The organism is Bacillus sp. SH5-2 (assembly GCF_008368905.1).
Lineage (GTDB): Bacteria > Bacillota > Bacilli > Bacillales > Bacillaceae_G > Bacillus_A > Bacillus_A luti.
Genome location: NZ_QOSD01000007.1, coordinates 98864 through 119420 on the forward strand (window position 1 = coordinate 98864; position 20557 = coordinate 119420).

At 36.7% G+C, this 20557-nt stretch carries 20 protein-coding genes and 4 pseudogenes; 12 read left to right on the forward strand and 12 right to left on the reverse strand.

The features are described 5' to 3' along the window. Positions 1-2: 2 nt before the first annotated feature. The 3 genes and pseudogenes from DN410_RS06855 to DN410_RS28730 form a co-directional block, all read right to left on the reverse strand. Entirely contained in the window at positions 3-740 is a 738-nt protein-coding gene (locus DN410_RS06855; RefSeq protein ID WP_149175935.1) for a sugar phosphate nucleotidyltransferase, read from the reverse strand. Positions 741-754: 14 nt separating this feature from the next. After that, positions 755-955: pseudogene (locus tag DN410_RS28725) on the reverse strand (glycosyltransferase); the annotation flags it as partial. Between the two features lie 174 nt (positions 956-1129). Then, positions 1130-1375: a glycosyltransferase gene (locus DN410_RS28730; RefSeq protein WP_370456783.1), complete on the reverse strand. Its 246-nt coding sequence runs from the start codon at positions 1373-1375 to the stop codon at positions 1130-1132. Positions 1376-1539: 164 nt separating this feature from the next. On the opposite strand from DN410_RS28730, the pseudogene DN410_RS06865 reads away from it, so the two are divergent. The 6 genes and pseudogenes from DN410_RS06865 to DN410_RS06890 all read left to right on the forward strand — a co-directional run bounded on the left by DN410_RS06865 (position 1540) and on the right by DN410_RS06890 (position 7240). Continuing rightward, positions 1540-2348: pseudogene (locus DN410_RS06865) on the forward strand (BclA C-terminal domain-containing protein). Positions 2349-2494: 146 nt separating this feature from the next. Further along, positions 2495-2895, forward strand: a pseudogene (locus tag DN410_RS06870) (TylF/MycF/NovP-related O-methyltransferase). A gap of 90 nt (positions 2896-2985) precedes the next feature. Beyond that, positions 2986-3588 (forward strand): annotated as a pseudogene (locus DN410_RS06875) (glycosyltransferase family 2 protein); the annotation flags it as partial. A gap of 146 nt (positions 3589-3734) precedes the next feature. Beyond that, entirely contained in the window at positions 3735-4895 is a 1161-nt protein-coding gene (locus DN410_RS06880) for an FtsW/RodA/SpoVE family cell cycle protein (RefSeq protein ID WP_149175936.1), read from the forward strand. A 76-nt stretch (positions 4896-4971) separates the two neighbouring features. Next, positions 4972-5712 (forward strand): bis(5'-nucleosyl)-tetraphosphatase PrpE, encoded by a 741-nt coding sequence (gene prpE, locus DN410_RS06885; protein ID WP_149175937.1) that lies wholly within the window; start codon positions 4972-4974, stop codon positions 5710-5712. Positions 5713-5851: 139 nt separating this feature from the next. Further along, positions 5852-7240: a peptidase G2 autoproteolytic cleavage domain-containing protein gene (locus DN410_RS06890; protein WP_149175938.1), complete on the forward strand. Its 1389-nt coding sequence runs from the start codon at positions 5852-5854 to the stop codon at positions 7238-7240. Between the two features lie 47 nt (positions 7241-7287). Here DN410_RS06890 and DN410_RS06895 read toward each other — a convergent pair whose 3' ends face one another. The 4 genes from DN410_RS06895 to DN410_RS06910 are packed head-to-tail and all read right to left on the reverse strand — an operon-like array spanning position 7288 to position 10053. Next, positions 7288-8181: an RluA family pseudouridine synthase gene (locus tag DN410_RS06895; RefSeq protein WP_149175939.1), complete on the reverse strand. Its 894-nt coding sequence runs from the start codon at positions 8179-8181 to the stop codon at positions 7288-7290. A gap of 15 nt (positions 8182-8196) precedes the next feature. Beyond that, complete coding sequence (locus DN410_RS06900) at positions 8197-8994, reverse strand: NAD kinase (protein WP_000673190.1); 798 nt, start codon at positions 8992-8994, stop codon at positions 8197-8199. Between the two features lie 18 nt (positions 8995-9012). Further along, complete coding sequence (yjbM, locus tag DN410_RS06905; RefSeq protein WP_001081488.1) at positions 9013-9651, reverse strand: GTP diphosphokinase; 639 nt, start codon at positions 9649-9651, stop codon at positions 9013-9015. Between the two features lie 30 nt (positions 9652-9681). Further along, positions 9682-10053 carry a UPF0738 family protein gene (locus DN410_RS06910; protein ID WP_149175940.1) on the reverse strand — a complete coding sequence of 124 codons (372 nt, stop codon included), beginning with the start codon at positions 10051-10053 and terminating at the stop codon, positions 9682-9684. A 144-nt stretch (positions 10054-10197) separates the two neighbouring features. On the opposite strand from DN410_RS06910, the gene DN410_RS06915 reads away from it, so the two are divergent. The 4 genes from DN410_RS06915 (at position 10198) to DN410_RS27870 (ending at position 12652) form a co-directional block, all read left to right on the forward strand. Next, positions 10198-10776 (forward strand): CYTH domain-containing protein, encoded by a 579-nt coding sequence (locus tag DN410_RS06915; protein WP_149175941.1) that lies wholly within the window; start codon positions 10198-10200, stop codon positions 10774-10776. A 181-nt stretch (positions 10777-10957) separates the two neighbouring features. Beyond that, positions 10958-11356: a globin domain-containing protein gene (locus DN410_RS06920; RefSeq protein WP_000043382.1), complete on the forward strand. Its 399-nt coding sequence runs from the start codon at positions 10958-10960 to the stop codon at positions 11354-11356. After that, positions 11356-12249 carry a ClpXP adapter SpxH family protein gene (locus DN410_RS06925; protein ID WP_000360661.1) on the forward strand — a complete coding sequence of 298 codons (894 nt, stop codon included), beginning with the start codon at positions 11356-11358 and terminating at the stop codon, positions 12247-12249. Before DN410_RS06920 ends, DN410_RS06925 begins: the two co-directional genes overlap by 1 nt. Before the next feature lie 229 nt (positions 12250-12478). Then, on the forward strand, positions 12479-12652 hold the full coding sequence (locus DN410_RS27870) for a hypothetical protein (protein ID WP_179958588.1): 174 nt from the start codon (positions 12479-12481) through the stop codon (positions 12650-12652). Positions 12653-12771: 119 nt separating this feature from the next. On the opposite strand, the gene pepF is transcribed toward DN410_RS27870, so the two are convergent. The 4 genes from pepF to mecA form a co-directional block, all read right to left on the reverse strand. Further along, a complete protein-coding gene (pepF, locus tag DN410_RS06930; protein WP_149175942.1) occupies positions 12772-14598 on the reverse strand; it encodes an oligoendopeptidase F in 1827 nt (608 codons plus the stop codon). Between the two features lie 51 nt (positions 14599-14649). Next, complete coding sequence (locus tag DN410_RS06935) at positions 14650-15894, reverse strand: competence protein CoiA (RefSeq protein WP_149175943.1); 1245 nt, start codon at positions 15892-15894, stop codon at positions 14650-14652. A gap of 79 nt (positions 15895-15973) precedes the next feature. Further along, positions 15974-17518, reverse strand: coding sequence for a cardiolipin synthase (locus DN410_RS06940; protein WP_149175944.1), 1545 nt, complete (start codon positions 17516-17518; stop codon positions 15974-15976). Positions 17519-17590: 72 nt separating this feature from the next. After that, positions 17591-18274 carry an adaptor protein MecA gene (gene mecA, locus DN410_RS06945; protein WP_149175945.1) on the reverse strand — a complete coding sequence of 228 codons (684 nt, stop codon included), beginning with the start codon at positions 18272-18274 and terminating at the stop codon, positions 17591-17593. 357 nt (positions 18275-18631) lie between these two features. Here mecA and DN410_RS06950 point away from each other — a divergent pair, with 357 nt between their 5' ends. Next, positions 18632-19306 carry a TerC family protein gene (locus DN410_RS06950; protein ID WP_149175946.1) on the forward strand — a complete coding sequence of 225 codons (675 nt, stop codon included), beginning with the start codon at positions 18632-18634 and terminating at the stop codon, positions 19304-19306. 49 nt (positions 19307-19355) lie between these two features. Here DN410_RS06950 and spx read toward each other — a convergent pair whose 3' ends face one another. Then, a complete protein-coding gene (spx, locus tag DN410_RS06955; protein WP_000258267.1) occupies positions 19356-19751 on the reverse strand; it encodes a transcriptional regulator Spx in 396 nt (131 codons plus the stop codon). Positions 19752-20343: 592 nt separating this feature from the next. Between spx and DN410_RS06960 the strand changes: the two genes are divergently transcribed. Continuing rightward, positions 20344-20547 (forward strand): hypothetical protein, encoded by a 204-nt coding sequence (locus tag DN410_RS06960; RefSeq protein WP_071711073.1) that lies wholly within the window; start codon positions 20344-20346, stop codon positions 20545-20547. Positions 20548-20557 lie beyond the last annotated feature (10 nt).

Consider the following 20557-nt stretch of genomic DNA (forward strand, 5'->3'; position numbering starts at 1 on the left):
ACCTATTCTCCGTTAAACTGTTTCCCAAAGTTTATATCCCGCGCTAACATATTCGCCTTTTGAAGAGAAGCATGAGTTCCTGCATCCGTCCACCAGCCGCTCATTTCATTATAAGTAAGTACTCCTCGTTTTAAATACCAATTATTTATATCTGTAATTTCAAGTTCTCCCCGTGCAGAAGGTTTTAATTCTTTTATATAAGAAAAGACTTTCGAATCATACAAATAAATCCCTGTGACTGCATAGGAACTTTTCGGCTCTTTCGGCTTTTCTTCAATTTCAACTATTTTGCGGTTTTGAATATGTGCTACGCCAAACCTTTCTGGATCGTCTACAGATTGTAATAGTACTTTCGCACCTTCTTTTTGATTTGTAAACTCTTCAACATACGGACGAATATCATCTGAGAAAATATTATCTCCTAATATAACTACCATACGGTCATCCCCTACGAAATCTTCACAAAGTCCTAAAGCTTGTGCGATTCCACCAGCTTTATCTTGCACACGATACGTAAAGGATACGCCAAATTCATGGCCACTTCCCAAAAAGCTAACAACATCCCCCATATGCTCTTTACCCGTAATAATCATAACATCTGTAATCTCGCATTGTTTCAGCTTATATACCGCATGATAAATCATCGGATACCGTCCAACAGGAAGCAAATGTTTATTCGTCACTTTCGTTATTGGATATAGTCTCGATCCAGTACCACCTGCTAAAATAATCCCTTTCACCCTACATCTCCCCCTTATGATGGAGATAATATATCTTTGTAATGTTCTACAAATACTTTTCGATACTTCTCATATGTATCCGCATCAAACTCATCTCCGTTGTAATGAATACACCATAAATTCGCTTGATTTGGTATACCGATTAAATAACCAGCCTTTTGAAACTCTAAAGACTGCGACACATCATAAAAATCGAACCCTTGAAACTGTTTTTCATGCTTTACAAGTCGATATCTTTTTGTACAATATAAAGGTTTCCCATTAGAATCTATTACAAGATAATAAGGCATCGAAACAGCATCCACATTAGAATCTAATTCTTCTTTTAACTGTTTCAGTGCTTCTTGAGCACCCTCTAATAGCACATCATCAGCATCTAACCATAATATCTATTCTTGCGTTGCTTTTGAAAAAGAAAAATTTCTAGTTGCCGCAAAATCATCAATCCATGGAAAATTGTGTATGTTTGAAGTATATCGAGCTACAATTTCTTTCGTTCGATCAATGGAACCTGTATCGACTACAATAATTTCATCAACAATTTTTTCTACAGCATCCAAACATCGACCTATTGTATTTTGTTCATCGCGAACAATCATACACAAACTAATTGTAGTCCCTTGCTTGTTCAACATAATCACCCTCTTCCAAATTAATCATATGTTATACATACAATAAACTTTCCATTTTTTAACTTGTTCAAGTAGTTTAAGATTTCTTTTCAATAATTCAAAGGTTCGTGTCATTTTCTTCTAGTTTTGCGTCTACTATATAATGAATGCTTTATGGAGGTGCATTTATGCAAAATAATAATTATTCAGATGGATTACATCCCGATGAATCTTTATCAGCTAGTGCATTTGAACCTAACCTTGTAGGACAAACATCACCACCAATACCACCGTTTCCGCTTCCGACTGGACCGACTGATGACACTGGCGACACTGGAGCTACCGGGACAACTGGACCGACTGGCGACACTGGCGCTACCGGGACAACTGGACCGACTGGCGACACTGGCGCTACTGGGACGACTGGACCGACTGGGGCGCTACTGGGCCGACTGGAGACACTGGCGCTACCGGGACGACTGGACCGACTGGCGACACTGGCGCTACCGGGACGACTGGACCGACTGGCGACACTGGCGCTACTGGGACGACTGGACCAACTGGACCGACTGGGACAACTGGACCTTCTGGATTAGGTTTACCAGCAGGATTGCATGCATTTAATTCTGCTACAGTTTCTTTAGCTATTGAAATTAATCAGCCCGTACCGTTTAACACAGTTGGATCACAGTTTGGTACAGCAATTTCTCAAATGAATCCCGATACTTTCGTAATTAGTGAAACGGGATTCTATAAACTTACTGTTATTGCATATACTGCAGCAGTAAGTTTATTAGGTAGCCTTGCAATTCAAGTGAACGGCTCTAATGTACCAGGTGCAAGCACAAGCTTAATTTCACTTGGAGCGCCTATCGTTATCCAAGCCATCACACAAATTACTACAACGCCATCACTAGTTGAAGCGGTTGTGACGGAAATTGGGTTATCATTAGCTCTTGGTACAAGTGCATCAATTATTATTGAAAAAATCGCTTGATTTTTTACTTAGCAGTAAAATTGATATCAGTTTTACTGCTTTTTCAATTATGAAACTTTCACTACCTACATAATCATATTGTTGTATGACATTTCACGGGAGGCACAAATGTAGAAAATAAATCTGCTGTTCAGCTTTATCACGAATTGCTAAAGAAGACAATTTTATTTGAAGTGTGGTTATAGTATGAGCCATATTTACCTGCCTTGTTACACATTGCTAAAGAACTTCCATATAAACCAGTTACAGTCCCCCCTTTATTTATTAAGTAATTTGCTGAATACCCTAACTTAAAAATTACAAACCAAATATTCTAAAAAGGAAGCGTCAAGATGACCTGGATTGACCACGAACTGCACATAGTATGATTGGTCGAGAACGTATGAATCAATTACACGAGGCAATCGAAACCGTTATTCGTGATATCATTGATGATTATGGCCTACCACCTTGCGCAGAGACCGTGACGGACTTTAGAAATCAACGAAACTTAACAGCTCCTATTAAAAAAAGCGCTGTATTTGATGTGGATTGGAGAAAAAAATAAGAGAAATTTTAAACTGCAGGAGATTCTATTCCTACCCATTATTCACTCTCACTCATAACAGCAGGCATTTTAGGAATCCCCTTACATACAATCGAAAAAATGATGTTTTATTTCCACCAAGACTTAGATCAAAATCTCGTACTTATCACATCATACTTGGATTAATGATAATGGGGAGATAATAGAACAACATCCCTCCATGAAAAGATCACATGATGAAGATACTCTACTAAATGGTAAAGATTTTGGAAACCATATGCTTATACTGGGACACAACACTATCGGTGAACCTACGACTGTACTCTTTCGAAAGCGCCTATTAACAAAATCCTTTGGTATTTTAAATGGTAGAAATTATAGTTGTAGCGTTGATATGGCCTCTTGGATAAGTTTACTTTCACAAGGCCACACGATAACCTTTAAGTTCATTCCGCCTTCATGCTGGACAGCAAGTACATCACAAATTCCTTGAAGGCTGTAAAGATTTTTCACATCTCGTTTTAACTTCCAAAAAAATATGGTTTCTTACAAGATAGCATTCATTATAGAACGAGTCTGTTAAAAGCTTACAAATGGTATGAAAATGCGGTCAAATTTTATACACCCTATTCAAACCTCATTCCAACTGCCGATACAAATGTACGCCTTTCCCATTGTTTAAATATAATTACAAAAGAACTGCATACAAAATAGCGCATCATGAAGGAGGATGTATTCCTTCCTCGTGATGTATGACTTCCCACAAATAGTGGAATAAATGTATGAACAGTCTGCTTGCATATTATTTTTATGATGACTTCATCCATATACTTACTAGGCCATAGAAAGGAATACATACATTGAAAGATTCAAATTCTCAATATCAAATAGACTACGTATTACTACTCATTTTATTTGCCATTGGGACTGTTAGTTGTTTTGCTATTGCAAGTGCGCAGATCTCTTTACCACCATTTTTACAAAACGTAAATTTTGTACTAAAGCAAATCCAATGGTACTTCATTGGATTTATAGCCATTGGTGTTATTATGATTATCGATTTCGATCGTTATCAAAAAATTGCTTGGTATTTGTATAGCTTTGCAATGGTACTGCTAATCGGGCTAGAACTTCAAGTCCCAGGTGCCGTTACAATTAAAGGTGCTACCGCTTGGTACAGGCTTCCAGGCATCGGAAATTTACAGCCGTCTGAGATTATGAAATTGTTTTTAATTATCGTCATTGGACGAATTATAGCGGATCATAATGAAAAATATTTTTTCCGAACAACACGCGAAGATTTTATATTGCTTGGAAAAATATTTGCAACGAGTTTGCCACCACTACTCCTTATCGCAAAGGAACCTGATTTAGGAAATACGATGGTCATTTCAGCGATGCTCGCAGCAATGATATTAGTATCTGGTATACGATGGCGTTTCATTTTCGGATTAACCTCTGTCAGTTGTGCTGCAGGTTCTGCCCTAACATATATTTATTTTGCTCATACGGAATTCTTCAAAGAACATATCCTAAAAGAATATCAATTAAACCGATTCTACGGCTGGTTAGCACCTTACAAATATGATGCGCAAGGCTATCAATTAAGACAAGCATTTTTAGCTGCTGGATCAGGAGAAATGCAAGGAAAAGGTTGGGAAAATGGACAAGTATATTTTCCAGAACCACACACAGATTTTATTTTCACGAATGTCGCTGAACAATTTGGCTTTTTAGGCGCAAGTGTCATTATTTCACTTTTTTTCTTACTCATTTTCCGAATGATTCATATCGCTATAGAAAGCAATGACCCTTTCGGTAGTTACATTTGCGCTGGTACAATCGGTATGTTTACTTTCCAAGTCTTCCAAAACATCGGAATGACAATTGGGTTACTCCCTATTACAGGGATCACATTACCTCTTATGAGCTACGGAGGAAGTTCGCTACTTACATACATGATTGCGATTGGATTTATTTTAAATGTTCGCTCAAGAACGAAAATCTTTATGTTTAAATGAAGCACACAAAAACGATATATTTTTATCTCTATCCCTTTTTAGTTATACTAATGAAAAATAGGCTGGAGGTTTAAATATGAAATATGACATTATAGGTGATATTCACGGCTGCTTTCAAGAATTTCAAAATTTAACAACGAAACTAGGATATAACTGGAATAGCGGCCTGCCGGTTCACCCTGATCAACGTCAGCTTGCATTCGTTGGTGATATTACAGACCGTGGTCCCCATTCATTACGTATGATTGAAATTGTATGGGAACTTGTCATAAATCAAAAAGAGGCTTATTACGCTCCTGGCAATCACTGCAATAAACTATATCGATTCTTCCTTGGGCGTAATGTAACAATCGCTCATGGACTCGAAACAACTGTTGCCGAATATGAAGCATTACCTTCTCATAAACAAAACATTATAAAAGAAAAATTCATCACACTTTACGAGCACTCCCCTTTATATCACGTACTCGATGAAAAAAGGTTAATTGTGTGTCACGCCGGCATTCGGCAAGATTACATAGGAAGACAAGATAAAAAAGTACAAACCTTTGTATTATATGGCGATATCACAGGAGAAAAGCACGCTGATGGCTCACCTGTCCGTCGCGATTGGGCGCAAGAATATAAAGGAACCGCTTGGATTATATATGGACATACACCAGTAAAAGAACCTCGCTTTGTAAATCATACAGTCAATATCGATACTGGCGTTGTATTTGGCGGTCAGCTCACTGGACTACGTTATCCCGAAATGGAGACTGTTTCCGTCCCTTCTACCCTGCCTTTTGTCGCTGAGAAATTCCGCCCAATTTCATAATACAATCCATGAATTACGGCGGATTACCGTATTTTGAAGTGTATCTCATCTGAAAACTAGATAAAGGAATAAAAAAAGATGCATTAAAAGTGCATCTTTTTTTTATTACACGGCATATACTGTCGCAGGAGGTGACAGTATGAAGAAAAAATCTTCTAAACAAAAAAGAAAATGCCCGCCTTTATATCTGCCCATGTATGGAATTAACAACTGGTGCAGCATTCGAGCTGCAGCTTTAGAAGAACTCGAAGGACAAAAGTCATCAAAAAAAAGCAAAGCAAGAGCAAAATATGTCTCGTTAGAAAACGCTGTAATGAGCCGCATAATCGATAATAGAAAAACGAAGATGCAGCAAAAAAACAACTCTCTCTCTACTCATGATGAACAGGTAATACATGCTGAGCAAACAGAGAAAAATACGGGGGAAAATATCCCCGTAGCAATAAATAAAAAAGCGGAACCAGAAATTCCAGCAGCTATTATAAATCAAGTGAAAAAAATAAAAGAAGCATTAGCCCCCTCAAATAATGTACAAACGGAAAAAACTATCATCATTCAAGCCCCTGCACCTGAAAATACAAAAGTAAAAAAAGGGAGTCGGTATGCACATGCAGAGGGGCTTCACTCTCATGCAGAGGGTACCGCTTCGCATGCAGAAGGGCTTCTTACACACACAACAGGTCCTTTCTCTCATGCAGAAGGATCCAAAACAAAAGCAACTGGACATAGTTCGCATAGTGAAGGAAGTGAAACGACAGCAGGAGGTTCTTATTCTCATGCAGAAGGTAAACATACGATTGCTTTAGGCGAAGCAGCACATGCAGAAGGAACCTCCACTATCGCTAACGGATTATCTTCTCATGCGGAAGGTATGCATACATCAACAGCTCAATTTGCAGGTAGCCATATTATGGGGCGCTTCGGTACGGCAGAAGAATCTTATTCTTGGTTCATTGCAAATGGTACAAACGACACTGACCAGAATATAGGCGCAAAATGGCTTGCTCATAATGGAGAAATGTACATTGAGGGCGCTTCTTACAATGCTAGCGGAACAGATTTTGCACAAATGTTTGAAACAGAGAACAGTAATCCAATTGATGTTGGTTATTTCGTTACATTTAGTAACGAAGAAAAAATTCGGATCGCTACTTCAAACGATTCATTCCTATTAGGCGTATCTAGTGCTACGCCCGCTATCATCGGAAATAGCGGGGCTTTAAACTGGAAAAGCCGCTACGAAACGGATAACTTCGGAAGACGGCAATATACAAAGACGGCAACACAAGAAATACAACCACTCTTAAATACAAACTGGAATCCAGCTTGCAAATATATAGCAAGAAAGGATCGTGCCGAGTGGATTCCTGTCGGATTAATTGGACAAATGTTAGTACGTGATGATGGGACTTGCGAAACTCATGGATATTGTCGTCCAAATGATGATGGCATCGCTACAAAAGCCGAAAGTGGTTTTTTCGTTATAAAGCGTACGGGTGATAATCAAATTTTAATATTATTCCGTTAAGAAAAAGGGAACAAAATTCTTCATTGCATAAGAATTTTGTTCCCTTTTTAAATATGTTTTAATAGCTCTTTCATATCGAGTGGAATCGTCGTAGTAAACGACATTTCCTTTTCTAAAATAGGATGATAAAACGTCAACGATGTACTGTGAAGTGCTTGTCGTTTCATTTCATCCCTCCTTCCTCCATATAAGCTATCGCCAAGTAATGGATGTCCCATATACGCCATATGTACACGAATTTGATGCGTTCTTCCTGTTTCAAGCTCAAGCGATACATGCGTCTTATGGTAGGCGCTATCAATCACTCTAAAGTGAGTAACTGCCCTCTGTCCATCCTCACAAACTGTTCGCTCAATAATGCTATCCGATTTTCGTCCAATCGGTGCATCAATCGTTCCTGCTCGTTCTATCATTTCTCCATGAACGACTGCTTCATACGTTCGTCTCACAGCTTTTTGTTGATGCTGTTTTGATAAAAGATGATGCACAAAACGATTTTTTGCAATAAGCATAAGCCCTGAAGTATCACGATCTAATCTTGTTACGATGTGCACTGTACTTGCAATATGCTGCTTATCATAATGAGATAAAAGCGCATTGGCAACACTTCCTGTCGGATGTTCTCTAGACGGAATCGTTGACATGTTCGCTTCTTTATCGATGACAAGCACTGCTTCGTCTTCATATACAATGCTTAACGGGATATTTTCTGCAATCATCCCTTCGCTTCTTTCCTCCACTGGAAAAAAGACACGTAACTCTTCACCAGCTTGTAACTGATGACGAACACTCGTATGTTGACCATTTACTTCAATTGCTCCGCCATGAAACTTTATATCCGTTAAAGCGGCTTTAGAAATCTCTTTCTTTTTTAAAAATTCCCTAACTAAAATTCCCTCTTCAGCCGGCCCTATATCCCATTTCAACGTAAATCTGTTCAAATATATAAACCCTTTCTATTTATCTGCAACAAACGAGTCACGAACTCGTTTCCAGAACGGGAACGGACGAAAACGAACAAACCGCACTTTCTCGTTTGCAACGCGATACTGGATTGATTTCACATCTTGATGAACCATCGTTAAATGGTCCACCGTAATTTGTAAGTTCATTCCTGCAGCCGGTTTCAACACACATGTATGATGCTTCGGCAATACGAGTGGCGAGCCTACAGTACGAAACACCCGGTTGTTAATAGATGCCATTTCTGCAATTTGAATCGCTTCAATAGAAGGGTGAATAATTGCCCCACCAAGCGCTTTATTATAGGCGGTACTTCCTGAAGGAGTAGAAATACAAAGACCATCACCGCGGAACGTTTCAAAATACTCTCCGCGTATTTCTACTTCTGTAACTAATGTACCTTCCGCACTTTTTACAGTCGCTTCATTCATCGCCAAATACTGTGACTCTTTACTACCATTCACATAGCGAATAATCACTTCTAAAAGTGGATATTCCACCACTTGGAATGGTGTTTTCGCAATTGCAATTACTAATTTCTCTACTTCTGTCGGTAACCAATCTGCATAGAAACCTAAATGCCCTGTATGTACGCCAACAAATGCTGTTTCATCCAATCGATTATAATAGCGATGAAACGCATATAAAAGCGTTCCATCTCCCCCAACAGAAATTACAATATCGGGTTCCTTTTCATCCATTATAAATCCAAAATCTAGCAAATACTCTTTCATCGTACTTGCTAGTGTATCTGATGATTGATCTCCCTTTGACATAATTGTAAATTTCATCGCCCAACACCCTTTAGTTTATGATTCGGAATCTTTCGCTTCTTGCTTTCTTGAAAAAATCTTCTGCGCTTCTTGAATTTCAAGACGAATAGAAGACATTTCTTCATCTAATAAAAACGCTGCTTCCGCTGCACGTTGTAAGCGTATTTTTATATCTTCAGGAAAACGCCCACTATATTTATAATTTAAAGAATGCTCAATTGTTGCCCAAAAGTTCATTGCTAGCGTGCGTATTTGGATTTCTACCAATACTTTTTGTTCCCCCTGTATCGTTTGAACAGGGTAACTAATGACAACGTGATAAGAGCGATAACCGCTATCTTTCTTTTGCGTGACATAATCACGTTCTTCCACGATTTCAAAGTCATTTCTTTTTCGAAGATATTCTACAACAGGCTTAATCTCATCCACGAATTGACACATCATTCTAAGACCAGCAATATCCTGCATATCTTCTCTCAACCGATCTAACGGTACATTTCTTTTTTCCGCTTTATCGATAATACTCGCAACTGATTTCACTCGTCCAGTTACAAACTCAATTGGGGAATGCTCCGTCAACATCGTAAACTGTGTACGCATTCCTTTTAGTTTCACTTTCAGCTCTGCCACCGCTTGATGATAAGGTGCTAAAAATTCTTCCCAATTTCGATTCATTTCAACCACCACCAAAATCAATCCATTTGCTTATAGAAATACTTTTTCTACAGCAGTTACTAATTCTTCTCCGTAATTTGCATTACCTTCAATATTTTCAACTAAATATTCTACTTCTTCTTTTAATCCTTCTAATTCCATTTCAATACCATTCACGTGAATAAACATTGCTGCATCTTTATTCATCGCTTCATGCAGCGCTTCCCAGCATGTATGCGGAATACTTACATAAATGAAAGATGATTCGTTTTCTAAGATATATAAAAATGATAAATTGTCCGAGTCTACAAGTACGTGATTACGTGCACTTAACTCCTTTACCTCTATTTCAGTATTTTCCGCACAAAAAATAAGAGCATTCTCTCTCTTTTCTACGCTCTTAACTTGGATTTTATTTTGCATGCTCTAACTCCTCCATCTCAACTTCCTGTCTTACTTAACAGTATTATTGTATCATAACATGGACGCAAACAAATAAAACATTGAACCAAATTTGCGAAAAAGCGATAATGTGTAAAGAATTATTTTTCAAAAGGAGCATATACAATGACACAAGAAATTGAAATTGAATTTAAAAATATTGTTACAGAAGAAGAATTCGATACATTATGTAAATTATTCTCTATTGAGGTGTTTACAAAACAAGTGAATCACTACTTTGAAACACCGGGCTTCTCATTAAAAGCAGCTGGCTCTGCACTTCGTATTCGTCATAAAGGGGCAACTTATACATTAACGTTGAAACAACCTGCAGAAGTCGGCTTGTTAGAAACGCATCAAGTCGTAACAGCAGATGAAGCAAGATTGATGATGGAAACAAATACAATTATTCAAGGCGCTGTAGTAGATCAACTACACAAATTACAAATTCCTGTTTCTACTCTAACTTATATGGGTAGTTTAACAACAGAAAGAGCTGAAACATTATTTGAAGGCGGAACACTTGTCTTTGATCATAGTTTCTATTACAATCACGATGATTATGAAATTGAATTTGAAGTGCAAGATGAAGAAACAGGAAAAGCTGCATTTATTCGTTTATTAACGCAACATAACATACCAATTCGTCATACAAATAACAAAGTAAAACGCTTTTTCCTTGCCAAACAAAACAAAGCACGCTAAAGTGAAAATTCCACTAGTGAATACGTTCTACTAGTGGATTCATCTCACTTAAAAAAAGAACATGATTCATTTGCAACATGGAGAATACGCAACGAATGTTTGGCAGGCTATTTATTTGCCCTCCCTAACATTCCATTGCTACAATAGATATACATTTCATGGAAAAAGGAGTTTATAAAGGATGAGCAAGCAACCGATGACACCATTTGAAGCAATTGGCGGTGAACAATGCATTGCAATATTAGTAGACACATTTTATTCCTATGTCAGTAAACACCCTGACTTATCTCCCATCTTCCCAGATGATTTAACAGAAACCGCTAGGAAGCAAAAACAATTTTTAACACAATATTTAGGTGGTCCTAATTTGTACACTGAAGAACATGGTCATCCTATGTTAAGAGCACGCCATCTTCCGTTTGAGATTACTCCAAAACGAGCAGAGGCTTGGCTATCATGTATGGAGCAAGCAATGGATGATACAGGAGTGCACGGTCATATAAGAGAGTTTGTTTTTGAACGTTTAGCATTAACTGCTCAGCATATGGTTAATACTCCAAACGAAACAGGTGAAGTGTAATGGATAAGCAGGAAGCAAAGCATATAAATATGCCATCTCCTTCCGCATGTGAGCATAAGTCTGTAGAAGCATATTTATTTATTGATCCACTTTGTAAAGATTGCTGGGAAATTGAGCCCTTTATTATTAAACTATGGCTTGAATACGGGAAATACTTCTCTATTCGTCATATCGTAACAGGAAAAGTGGATGGAACGAACGCTTCCTCACACAAATGGAATAAACCTGCTAATATTCGATTTGTGTGGGAAAAGACAACAAGTTTACAAGGTTTTTCATGTGATGGAAAGGTACATATGCAAGAAGCATCATCAACACCATATTTAGTTTCGATGGCAATTAAGGCAGCGGAGTTACAGGGTCGAAAAGCAGGTTCGAAGTTTTTGCGAAAACTCCAAGAATACATTTTCCTTAAAAATGTATCAAACCCTGACTGCGAATTATTACTTGCATGTGCGAAAGATAGCGATATTGATGTAGAAGAATTTAAAAAAGACCTACATTCTGCTAGCGCAAAAAAAGCTTTCCAGTGTGATTTAAAATTCACGAATGAAATGCATATTACAGAAATACCTTCCCTCGTCTTTTTTCATGCGAATTCAGATGAAGAAGGTATTAAAATTGCTGGGACGTATTCCTATGACGTATACGTACAATTACTGAAAGAGCTCGTAAAATGTGAAATTGAACCAGAACCGTTACCACCTTTAGAAGTATTACTAGAAGCAACACAATTTATCTCTTCGAAAGAAGTAGCATTTATATATGACTGCCCGCAGCAAGAAATCGAGCGCGAACTAAAAAAATTGCAACTGAAACGAAAAGTACAAATGATTGAGGTAAAATGTGAACGGTATTGGAAATGGATAGCAATAGAAAAAGACCTGGTGTAAACACCAGGTCTTTTTCTTTACGGCTTATAAAAATATTAAAGGGGATGGGAGAAATTTTCACGTTCAAACAAAGGGGTATATGTTTGTATGTGAATTCGTTCACGCTTATTATATTACAAGATTCGACGTCAGATGACAACCCCTTTTGTCGAATTTCACACTTTTGTCACATTCTAAACGTTTTCATTTTTGAATAAGCTATAAAAAAGCTATTTTGGAGGTGTTCTGTATGAAAAAAACGTATATTTTACTTATCTTTCTAGCTGTCTTCGTTTCTTTTTTCTTGTACATCCTCTCCCTACTACAAGCTTTTCCTAAAATTATTGCCTTGCCTCTTTTATTCGGAGTCATTGTCATCGCTCTCTCTTATTTCAACCATAAAAAACGTTTTAAAGGGTATTAATTAACTGTAAAACTGCCTTCTAATTTAGAAAAAAGAAGGAAATTCACTATATCTTTTCGACAAATATCGACAGAATAACATGTAAACAAAAAGACGAGGTAAATCCCTCGTCTTTTCTATTACTTCTCTTCAAATAATAATGCTTCTAATTCATTTAATTTCTCTTCAAATACTTGTAGTGCTTCTTTTACAGGTTCTGGAGACGCCATATCTACTCCTGCTTTTTTCAGTACTTCAATTGGGTAATCCGAGCTTCCTGCCTTTAAGAACTCGTTAATGTAACGTTCTACTGCTGGTTGCCCTTCTTCTAAAATTTGTTTCGATAGAGCCGTTGCCGCACTAAATCCTGTTGCGTATTGATATACGTAATAGTTGTAGTAGAAGTGCGGAATACGAGACCACTCTAAGCCAATTTCTTCATCGATTACTAAAGCGTCACCGAAATATTTCTTATTTAAATCATAGTAGATTTCCGTTAACATATCTGGCGTAACAGCATGACCTTCTTGTACTTTCTTATGAATAATATGCTCAAACTCTGCGAACATCGTTTGACGGAATACAGTACCACGGAATCCTTCTAAGTAATGATTTAATAAGTATAGACGCTCTTTCTTATCTTCTGTCGTTTTTAATAAATAATCATTTAGAAGCGCTTCATTACAAGTTGATGCTACCTCTGCAACGAAGATTGAATAATCCCCATATACATGCGGCTGTGTCTTTCTTGTATAGTAACTATGCACCGAATGACCAAACTCATGAGCAAGTGTAAATAAATTATTTACATTATCATGCCAGTTCATTAAAATATACGGATTTGTCCCGTATGCACCAGATGAATATGCTCCGCTTCTCTTTCCTTTATTCTCATACACATCTACCCAACGATTTTCATATGCTTCTTTCAAAATTTCAACATACTCATCACCAAGTACATTTAAAGATTTTAATAACAGGTCTTGTGCTTCTTCATATTTCACATTCATTTTCACTTCTGGTACGAGCGGTGTATATAAATCGTACATATGAAGCTCATCAAGTCCTAGTGCGCGCTTACGAATATCGATGTAACGATGTAATAAATGCAAGTTGTCATTTACTGTTTCAACGAGTTGATCGTATACTGCTTCTGGAATATTATTATTACTTAACGCAGCTTGGCGAGCAGAATCATATTTACGAACGCGTGCACTGAAATTATTACGTTTCACTGCACCGCTTAACGTACTTGAGAATGTGTTCTTAAATTTCCCGTACGTTTCATAAACAGCTTTGAATGCATCTTCGCGGACACGACGATCATCACTTTCCAAAAACTGAATGTAACGGCCATGCGTAATTTCTATTTCTTCTCCATCCTCACCTTTAATAGATGGGAATTTTAAATCCGCATTATTCAACATACCGAATGTATTACTAGATGCACTCATCACTTCAGACGCTTCCGCTAGTAAAGCTTCTTCCGCTTCAGATAATACGTGCGGGCGTTGACGCGTAATTTCTTCTAATGCATGCTCATATACACTTAAATCTCTATTTTCTTTCAAGAATGTTTGCAGTGTATCTTCTGAAATCGTTAAAATTTCAGGCACGATATAAGCTGTACTACTAGATACTTGTGAGTATAAATTTGTCGCACGATCATTTAATGCTTGATATACAGAGTTTGTCGTATCTTGATCGTAACGCATATGAGCATATGTATATAGCTTACCTAATCGCATTGAAATCTCATCTTCATATTGCAGTGCCTCAAGTAAGTTGTTCGCAGAGTCACCAAGCTTACCTTTAAATTCAGTTAACTTCGGTAATAACTCTTTAATAGCTTGGAATTCCTTTTCCCATTCTGCATCTGTTTGGAAAATATCTTCTAATCGCCACGTATTTGCCTCTTCAATCTCATTGCGATCTGGTAATGTTTTTGTTTTGTTTTGTTCAGACATTCTTAAAGCCCTCCTTTAAATATCTCTACTTAAGTACAATTCGTTTTTTTTCTATGTAATTCCTTCACAATCCCCCTTTATTATATCCCCTTTTCCATCTCTCATGTTAAACTTTACCTCAAATAAAGATAGGGCATACGCTAAACATATTTCATCATGCTTCCTAATGTCTTCCTCTGTGTGCAACATAACTACATCCCTTATTTTCTCGTACGTATAAGTTCCCACTTTATGCAAGACACCTACATAACATAAAAAGGTCATATATTCGGTAACTGCCTCTTTCCATATGTGCCGCGAGAAATAGGGAAGTAGACGTCTTTTCGAATACTTCTTCACATAACTACACACATATTGAAGAGAAATACAATCCCCTACTACAAGTTCCCCTATACACTTCATATATAGAACAGCTTGCCATATAAATGGATTCGTTTGAAAAGCAAATGCAGACGGAAGCGGGACACCAATTTCAGAAGGAAAGTTTGCTGGAGGGCATTTTAATTGATATAAGAGGCGTAATAGTGACTGATAATTATATTTCCAAATTGGCAGAGCATTTTGCCGAAAGTAGATTTTCCTTTTCTTCCACTCTTGCTCTAATTTTTCTTTTTGGAAAGGAACGGAGGAAAAAAGCAGATCAACAGTAGTCGTATCGCTTGATAAATAAATAGTATGTGAGAAAGAGACATTTGTAGAAAACGGAGTGATAAATGCACATTTCATAAATGATTTTTGTTTCGGACAGAAGAAAATAAGAAGTGGCTGAGGATAAGATTGTAAGGAAAAAGCCAAAAACGAGGAGAATTTCATCCAATATGCAGATTGCTTTTTTAATTGATTTCCACCAATAATCCAGATGACCTGGATGCCAGCTTGCCAATACGAGTATGTTCGTTTCGAAAGCTGCTCTACGGAAAGATTCGCACATTGATATTCAATCGCAACTTTTCTACCTGCTCTCTCTACGAAAATATCTGGCCTTTGCTGAATTTCTGGAAGATAATGCTCTATATTCACATGAAACTTTTGACGTTTCAACCATCTATATAACAATTCTTTACCGTGCATATGATATATAGATTCTGCTTCATAAAAGGCAAGACATGAATCAACTTTCTTATGAGCAAAATGCCAACTTTTTTGCGTCCCTAATTTCATTCGCACTTCCTTTCCGCAAGCTATGCAAAAGAAGCGTTCCTTTTTGCGCATACGTTGTAAAAGCACTTCATCACGATTATAGAGTAGATGAATTTTCTCTCCATTTTCTCTTTTAGCGATAAACATTTGAATCACACCCTTTCAGCTCCTTATATTCTACAATTTGTTACAAATTCCTTTAAAAAAGAGATGTCCGAATTTCGGACATCTCTTTCTATAACAACGGTGATAATAACCGGTACGTCGATTCCACAATCCGTCTATGAAGACGTCTTTTATGAAAACGATCGACATGAATTTCACTTGATTCTTCTATATCTTCTTTAAAGTCTTGAACGAGTTTTCGAATGCTATCTGTATCATATAAAAAGGCATTTACCTCAAAATTCAAATGAAAACTTCTCATATCCATATTTGCTGTTCCAATGGAAGCTGAATCAGAATCGACGATGACCACTTTACTATGAAGAAAACCTTTTTCATATTCATATATCTTTACTCCTGCATCTAAAAGCTCTGGGAAGTACGATCTTGATGCGTAAAAGACAGTACGCTTATCAGGTTTACTCGGCATGAGTAAACGAACGTCGATACCAGCAAGTGCCGCTACCTTTAATGCTGATAAAATATCATCATCCGGAATGAAATACGGCGTTGCAATCCAAATGGATTTCCGAGCAGAAGCAATCATTGCAAAATACAAATGTTTAATCGTTTCCCATTTATTATCTGGTCCGCCTGCAACGAGTTGCACTCCTCCCCAGTTTTCCCCTTCTACTGCTGTCGCTTGTAAATATTCAGGGGCTAACACAGCCTCACCAGTCATATAAAACCAATCTTGAAGGAAAATAAGTTGTAAGCTTTGAACAGCTTCACCACGTAAATATAGGTGCGTATCTCGCCAAAAACCGAAATATTTATCCTTCCCTAAATATTCATCACCAATATTCAGTCCACCTACAAACCCTTCATTTCCATCAATAATAACGATTTTCCGGTGGTTTCGATAATTAATTTTATCGTTTAAAATCGGAAAGCGCACAGGAAAGAAAGGAATCATTTCTACACCCGCATCGTTTAATTCTTCAATATACGATTTCGATAACTTAAAACTTCCAACCGCATCATATAAAAAACGAACGACAACGCCTTCTTTGGATTTCTGTATTAAAATATCTTTAATTTCTGTTCCTAGCTTATCATCACGTACAATGTAATATTCCATATGAATATGATGTTTCGCTCGTTTCAATCCGTCTAAAATAGCCTGAAACGTTTCATCTCCATTTGTTAATGTTCTCGTTTCAGTTTGGAATGAAATATTTAAAGCACCTAGTCGATCCGCTAAACGAAATAACAACTCTTGATGCTTATGATCACGCAAAATTCGCTCTTCATAATCTTCATGTCCCTTGTATTGTAAAAACGCCTGTTCATCAAGTAACGCCTTCTTCTGGAACATTCTTTTTCTCCGAAAGTTCTGTCCAAATAATAAATAAGCGAAGAATCCAAATACCGGAAAAATACCTAACACAATGAGCCATGTAAGTGTTTTAGACGGATGACGGTTCTCTAAGAAAATAACGCAGCCAATTAAAAATGCAGATACCGTAAATAAAATACTAATAATACCTAAAATTGAAACATCTTTTATCCCAATTACATCCGAATAAAATGCTACATCAATAAACATACGTAACGAAACAAATAATGCGAACAATAGTAAAACAAAGAAAATCAACTTTAACGTATTTTTCATCTCTTACCTCCTTACTAAGAAAGCTTTCCTATTCTTCATATAAAAAGCCGATTTCATACTACAGAAATCGGCCTACGTTTTAGCAGGAAAATTATTGCGAATTGTTTCAAGCGCATGCTCTTTCACAATTTGTTTCCCATACTCACCTACACGATGAATTGTTAAAGTAGATTCTTCTCCATATTCTAAAATAATACTTAAAATACGATCAATTTCCTCTTCATCATGTAGCACTTCATCGAATTCCACATATACATAATAGCGGTCCTCAAACGAATACAGCTCATCTTTTATATCCTCAAAGATAAGACGATGACTTAATGAAATAACATCTTCAAAATCATTAAACTTAATTAAAAAGCCAAACGTACCATCTTCATTAAAGTTTGTTCCTGCTTGTTCCTCTACCTCTTCCACTAATTCTTGCTGGAATAATGATTCGATTCCTTCATCTAGAGGAATGTCTATAATTTTATCTACACCTATTGGCAGTTCCAGCTTTTGTCCATCCTTTGACAGCTCTGCTTTCGTTACAAGTACTTCAATCCCTTTATCGACTGCTTGCACTTGGATCCATAGCGGTCCATCAATAAAGAAATCGTCATGATCACGAGCTTCGTCCATCATCTCCCAAAAGAGCTCTTCACTTCGTTCGCGGTCATACCAAATTTCTTCACGATTAAATCCTCTGTCCTCTATATCAACGTACGTAATAAAAAATTTCATTGTATGGTCATTAATTCTTTCAATTTCCAAAATACAACTCTCCCTTCCTGCTTAGAATTGTTATGAAGGGATTCCCCACTCATATGACAAATCAATAGATTCTTGTACTCTCATTTTATGATAAGATTCTCCAGAATGGAAATAAAATCGATTTATTTTACAAAAATAGTTATATGCCTATCTTCATTTGATCATCTACACAAATATATCATTATAGCGATTTCTTACTCACAAAAAATTTGGACATACATTTCCACATTCCCCCGTACACTGTAATAAAGTGAAACTTCTATTACAGAAGATTTTTTAGTCCCCAAGATACAGGAAACTTTCTTCATCACATACATATAGTTCGCTTATTAAAACATCATAAATGGAGGCAGACGAATGGACTTAGAGTTTTTAACATCTGTACTAATGATTGTCGGTATCGATGTTGTATTAGGTGGTGATAACGCAATTGTCATCGCATTAGCTAGCCGAAATTTACCTGAACCTAAACGAAATAAAGCCATTTTAATCGGTACTATTTTAGCAATTGTACTACGAATTCTCCTTACCATACTAGCTGTCTACTTACTCGACATTCCATTTCTACAGCTTACTGGCGGTATCTTACTTACATTAATTGCAGTCAATTTATTAACTGATAATAGCAACGACCTTTCTTCTATTCAAGGAAAAACAACTTTATTCCAAGCTGTGCGTACAATTGTATTCGCGGATCTCGTTATGGGGTTTGATAATGTTATCGCCATTGCAGGTGCAGCTCACGGGAGGTTTTTACTCGTCATAATCGGCTTGTTAATTTCTATACCGATCATTATTTGGGGCAGCAAACTTATTTTAATACTTATGGAACGCTTTCCACTCCTCATTTATTGCGGCGCAGCAATTCTTTCCTATACAGCAGGAAAAATGGTTACACACGAAGATAGACTTGCAACTTTCTTTCATAACAATCCAAGTTTCACTACGGGCATTCCTTACTTATTCATTTTCACTGTTCTATGCATCGGTATTATCGTTCAACAAGTTCGATTACGGAATGTGAAACATTAAAAAAAACCTTCTACTATATAATAGGTAGAAGGTTTTCATATTATTATAATTAATTTACAAGACGCTGTGCTTCACGTAATTGGAACGTTCTTACTGTACGTGGTAAGAAACGGCGGATTTCGTCTTCGTTGTAACCTACTTGAAGACGTTTTTCGTCGATCATAATTGGACGACGTAAAATTCCTGGATAGTCACGAATCATCTTATATAAATCTTGAAGTGGTAAAGACTCTAAGTTTACATTTAATTCTTGGAAAACTTTCGAACGAGTAGAAATAATCTCATCCGTTCCGCTTTCTGTCATACGTAAAATCTCTTTAATTTCCTCAATCGTTAATGGATCTGAGAAAATATTACGTTCTGTATAAGGAATATGATTTTCCTCTAGCCATAATTTCGCCTTTCTACAAGACGTACAGCTTGGAGAACTATATAATGTTACCATACAAAGCTCACTCTCCTTAAAGAGTACAAATTCTGTACTAATCACAGTTTAAATTTCTAACTTCAGCAATTTTTCGCGATAACTTGTCTTATTGAAAAGTGCAAAAATCGCATTTCATGTAAGCAACAACTTTTAATAAACAACAATTACTTTTAATAAGTAACTTCTATAATCATTATACAATAGATTTTACAAGAAATATACAGTAAATTTCCTGTTAGTTGAGAAAACTCTTCCGTGTATTTCACTGCTATGTAACATGATTACACTCACTTAAACTGTCCTTTAACAACGACATTCAACCCTTTTTAACACTCACTTTTCATAGATTTTTCATATGATATATAGTTATATTCCCATACTCTTTCCTATGAACAAGAGAACGTTTTCTTACTTTTTCCTGATAATTCAATTAAAAAATGTAAGACATACAGGTAAAAACAAAAGGAACATTTGTTCTCATTCTAACAAATATCCTTCCCCCTGTCTAGATGATTTCTAAAGCGATTTAAATATTTTTCTGACATTTCTTTCTTTTTCTCTCTTTATCTCATACAATAAAAATACAGACAGGCAAAGGGGGATTTTGAAAATGATTGCTTTTTTTATTGATTTTGCCACTGTCGCTGCCCTCATCATCGGAATAACAGCATTGATTGGAGTCATTACAAATAGCATCGGAGAAAAACTCTTTGGCGGAAAAGAAAAAATGAAGTTTGTTAACAAAAGTTTGGATGTACAATCTGGCTGGAACCAAGTTGGTGGAAAAGGTATTTATAAAAAACGCACGTATTAAAAAAAAGCAG

Bases quoted from the DNA above. Each gene is read 5' to 3' on its own strand.
- spx (WP_000258267.1), bottom strand. From the start codon at position 19,751: ATGGTAACATTATATAGTTCTCCAAGCTGTACGTCTTGTAGAAAGGCG.
- DN410_RS06900 (WP_000673190.1), bottom strand. From the start codon at position 8,994: ATGAAATTTACAATTATGTCAAAGGGAGATCAATCATCAGATACACTA.
- DN410_RS27870 (WP_179958588.1), top strand. From the start codon at position 12,479: ATGAAAAAAACGTATATTTTACTTATCTTTCTAGCTGTCTTCGTTTCT.
- DN410_RS06890 (WP_149175938.1), top strand. From the start codon at position 5,852: ATGAAGAAAAAATCTTCTAAACAAAAAAGAAAATGCCCGCCTTTATAT.
- DN410_RS28730 (WP_370456783.1), bottom strand. From the start codon at position 1,375: ATGTTGAACAAGCAAGGGACTACAATTAGTTTGTGTATGATTGTTCGC.
- DN410_RS06925 (WP_000360661.1), top strand. From the start codon at position 11,356: ATGGATAAGCAGGAAGCAAAGCATATAAATATGCCATCTCCTTCCGCA.
- prpE (WP_149175937.1), top strand. From the start codon at position 4,972: ATGAAATATGACATTATAGGTGATATTCACGGCTGCTTTCAAGAATTT.
- DN410_RS06960 (WP_071711073.1), top strand. From the start codon at position 20,344: ATGATTGCTTTTTTTATTGATTTTGCCACTGTCGCTGCCCTCATCATC.
- DN410_RS06950 (WP_149175946.1), top strand. From the start codon at position 18,632: ATGGACTTAGAGTTTTTAACATCTGTACTAATGATTGTCGGTATCGAT.
- DN410_RS06940 (WP_149175944.1), bottom strand. From the start codon at position 17,518: ATGAAAAATACGTTAAAGTTGATTTTCTTTGTTTTACTATTGTTCGCA.
- DN410_RS06910 (WP_149175940.1), bottom strand. From the start codon at position 10,053: ATGCAAAATAAAATCCAAGTTAAGAGCGTAGAAAAGAGAGAGAATGCT.
- DN410_RS06920 (WP_000043382.1), top strand. From the start codon at position 10,958: ATGAGCAAGCAACCGATGACACCATTTGAAGCAATTGGCGGTGAACAA.
- DN410_RS06915 (WP_149175941.1), top strand. From the start codon at position 10,198: ATGACACAAGAAATTGAAATTGAATTTAAAAATATTGTTACAGAAGAA.
- yjbM (WP_001081488.1), bottom strand. From the start codon at position 9,651: ATGAATCGAAATTGGGAAGAATTTTTAGCACCTTATCATCAAGCGGTG.
- pepF (WP_149175942.1), bottom strand. From the start codon at position 14,598: ATGTCTGAACAAAACAAAACAAAAACATTACCAGATCGCAATGAGATT.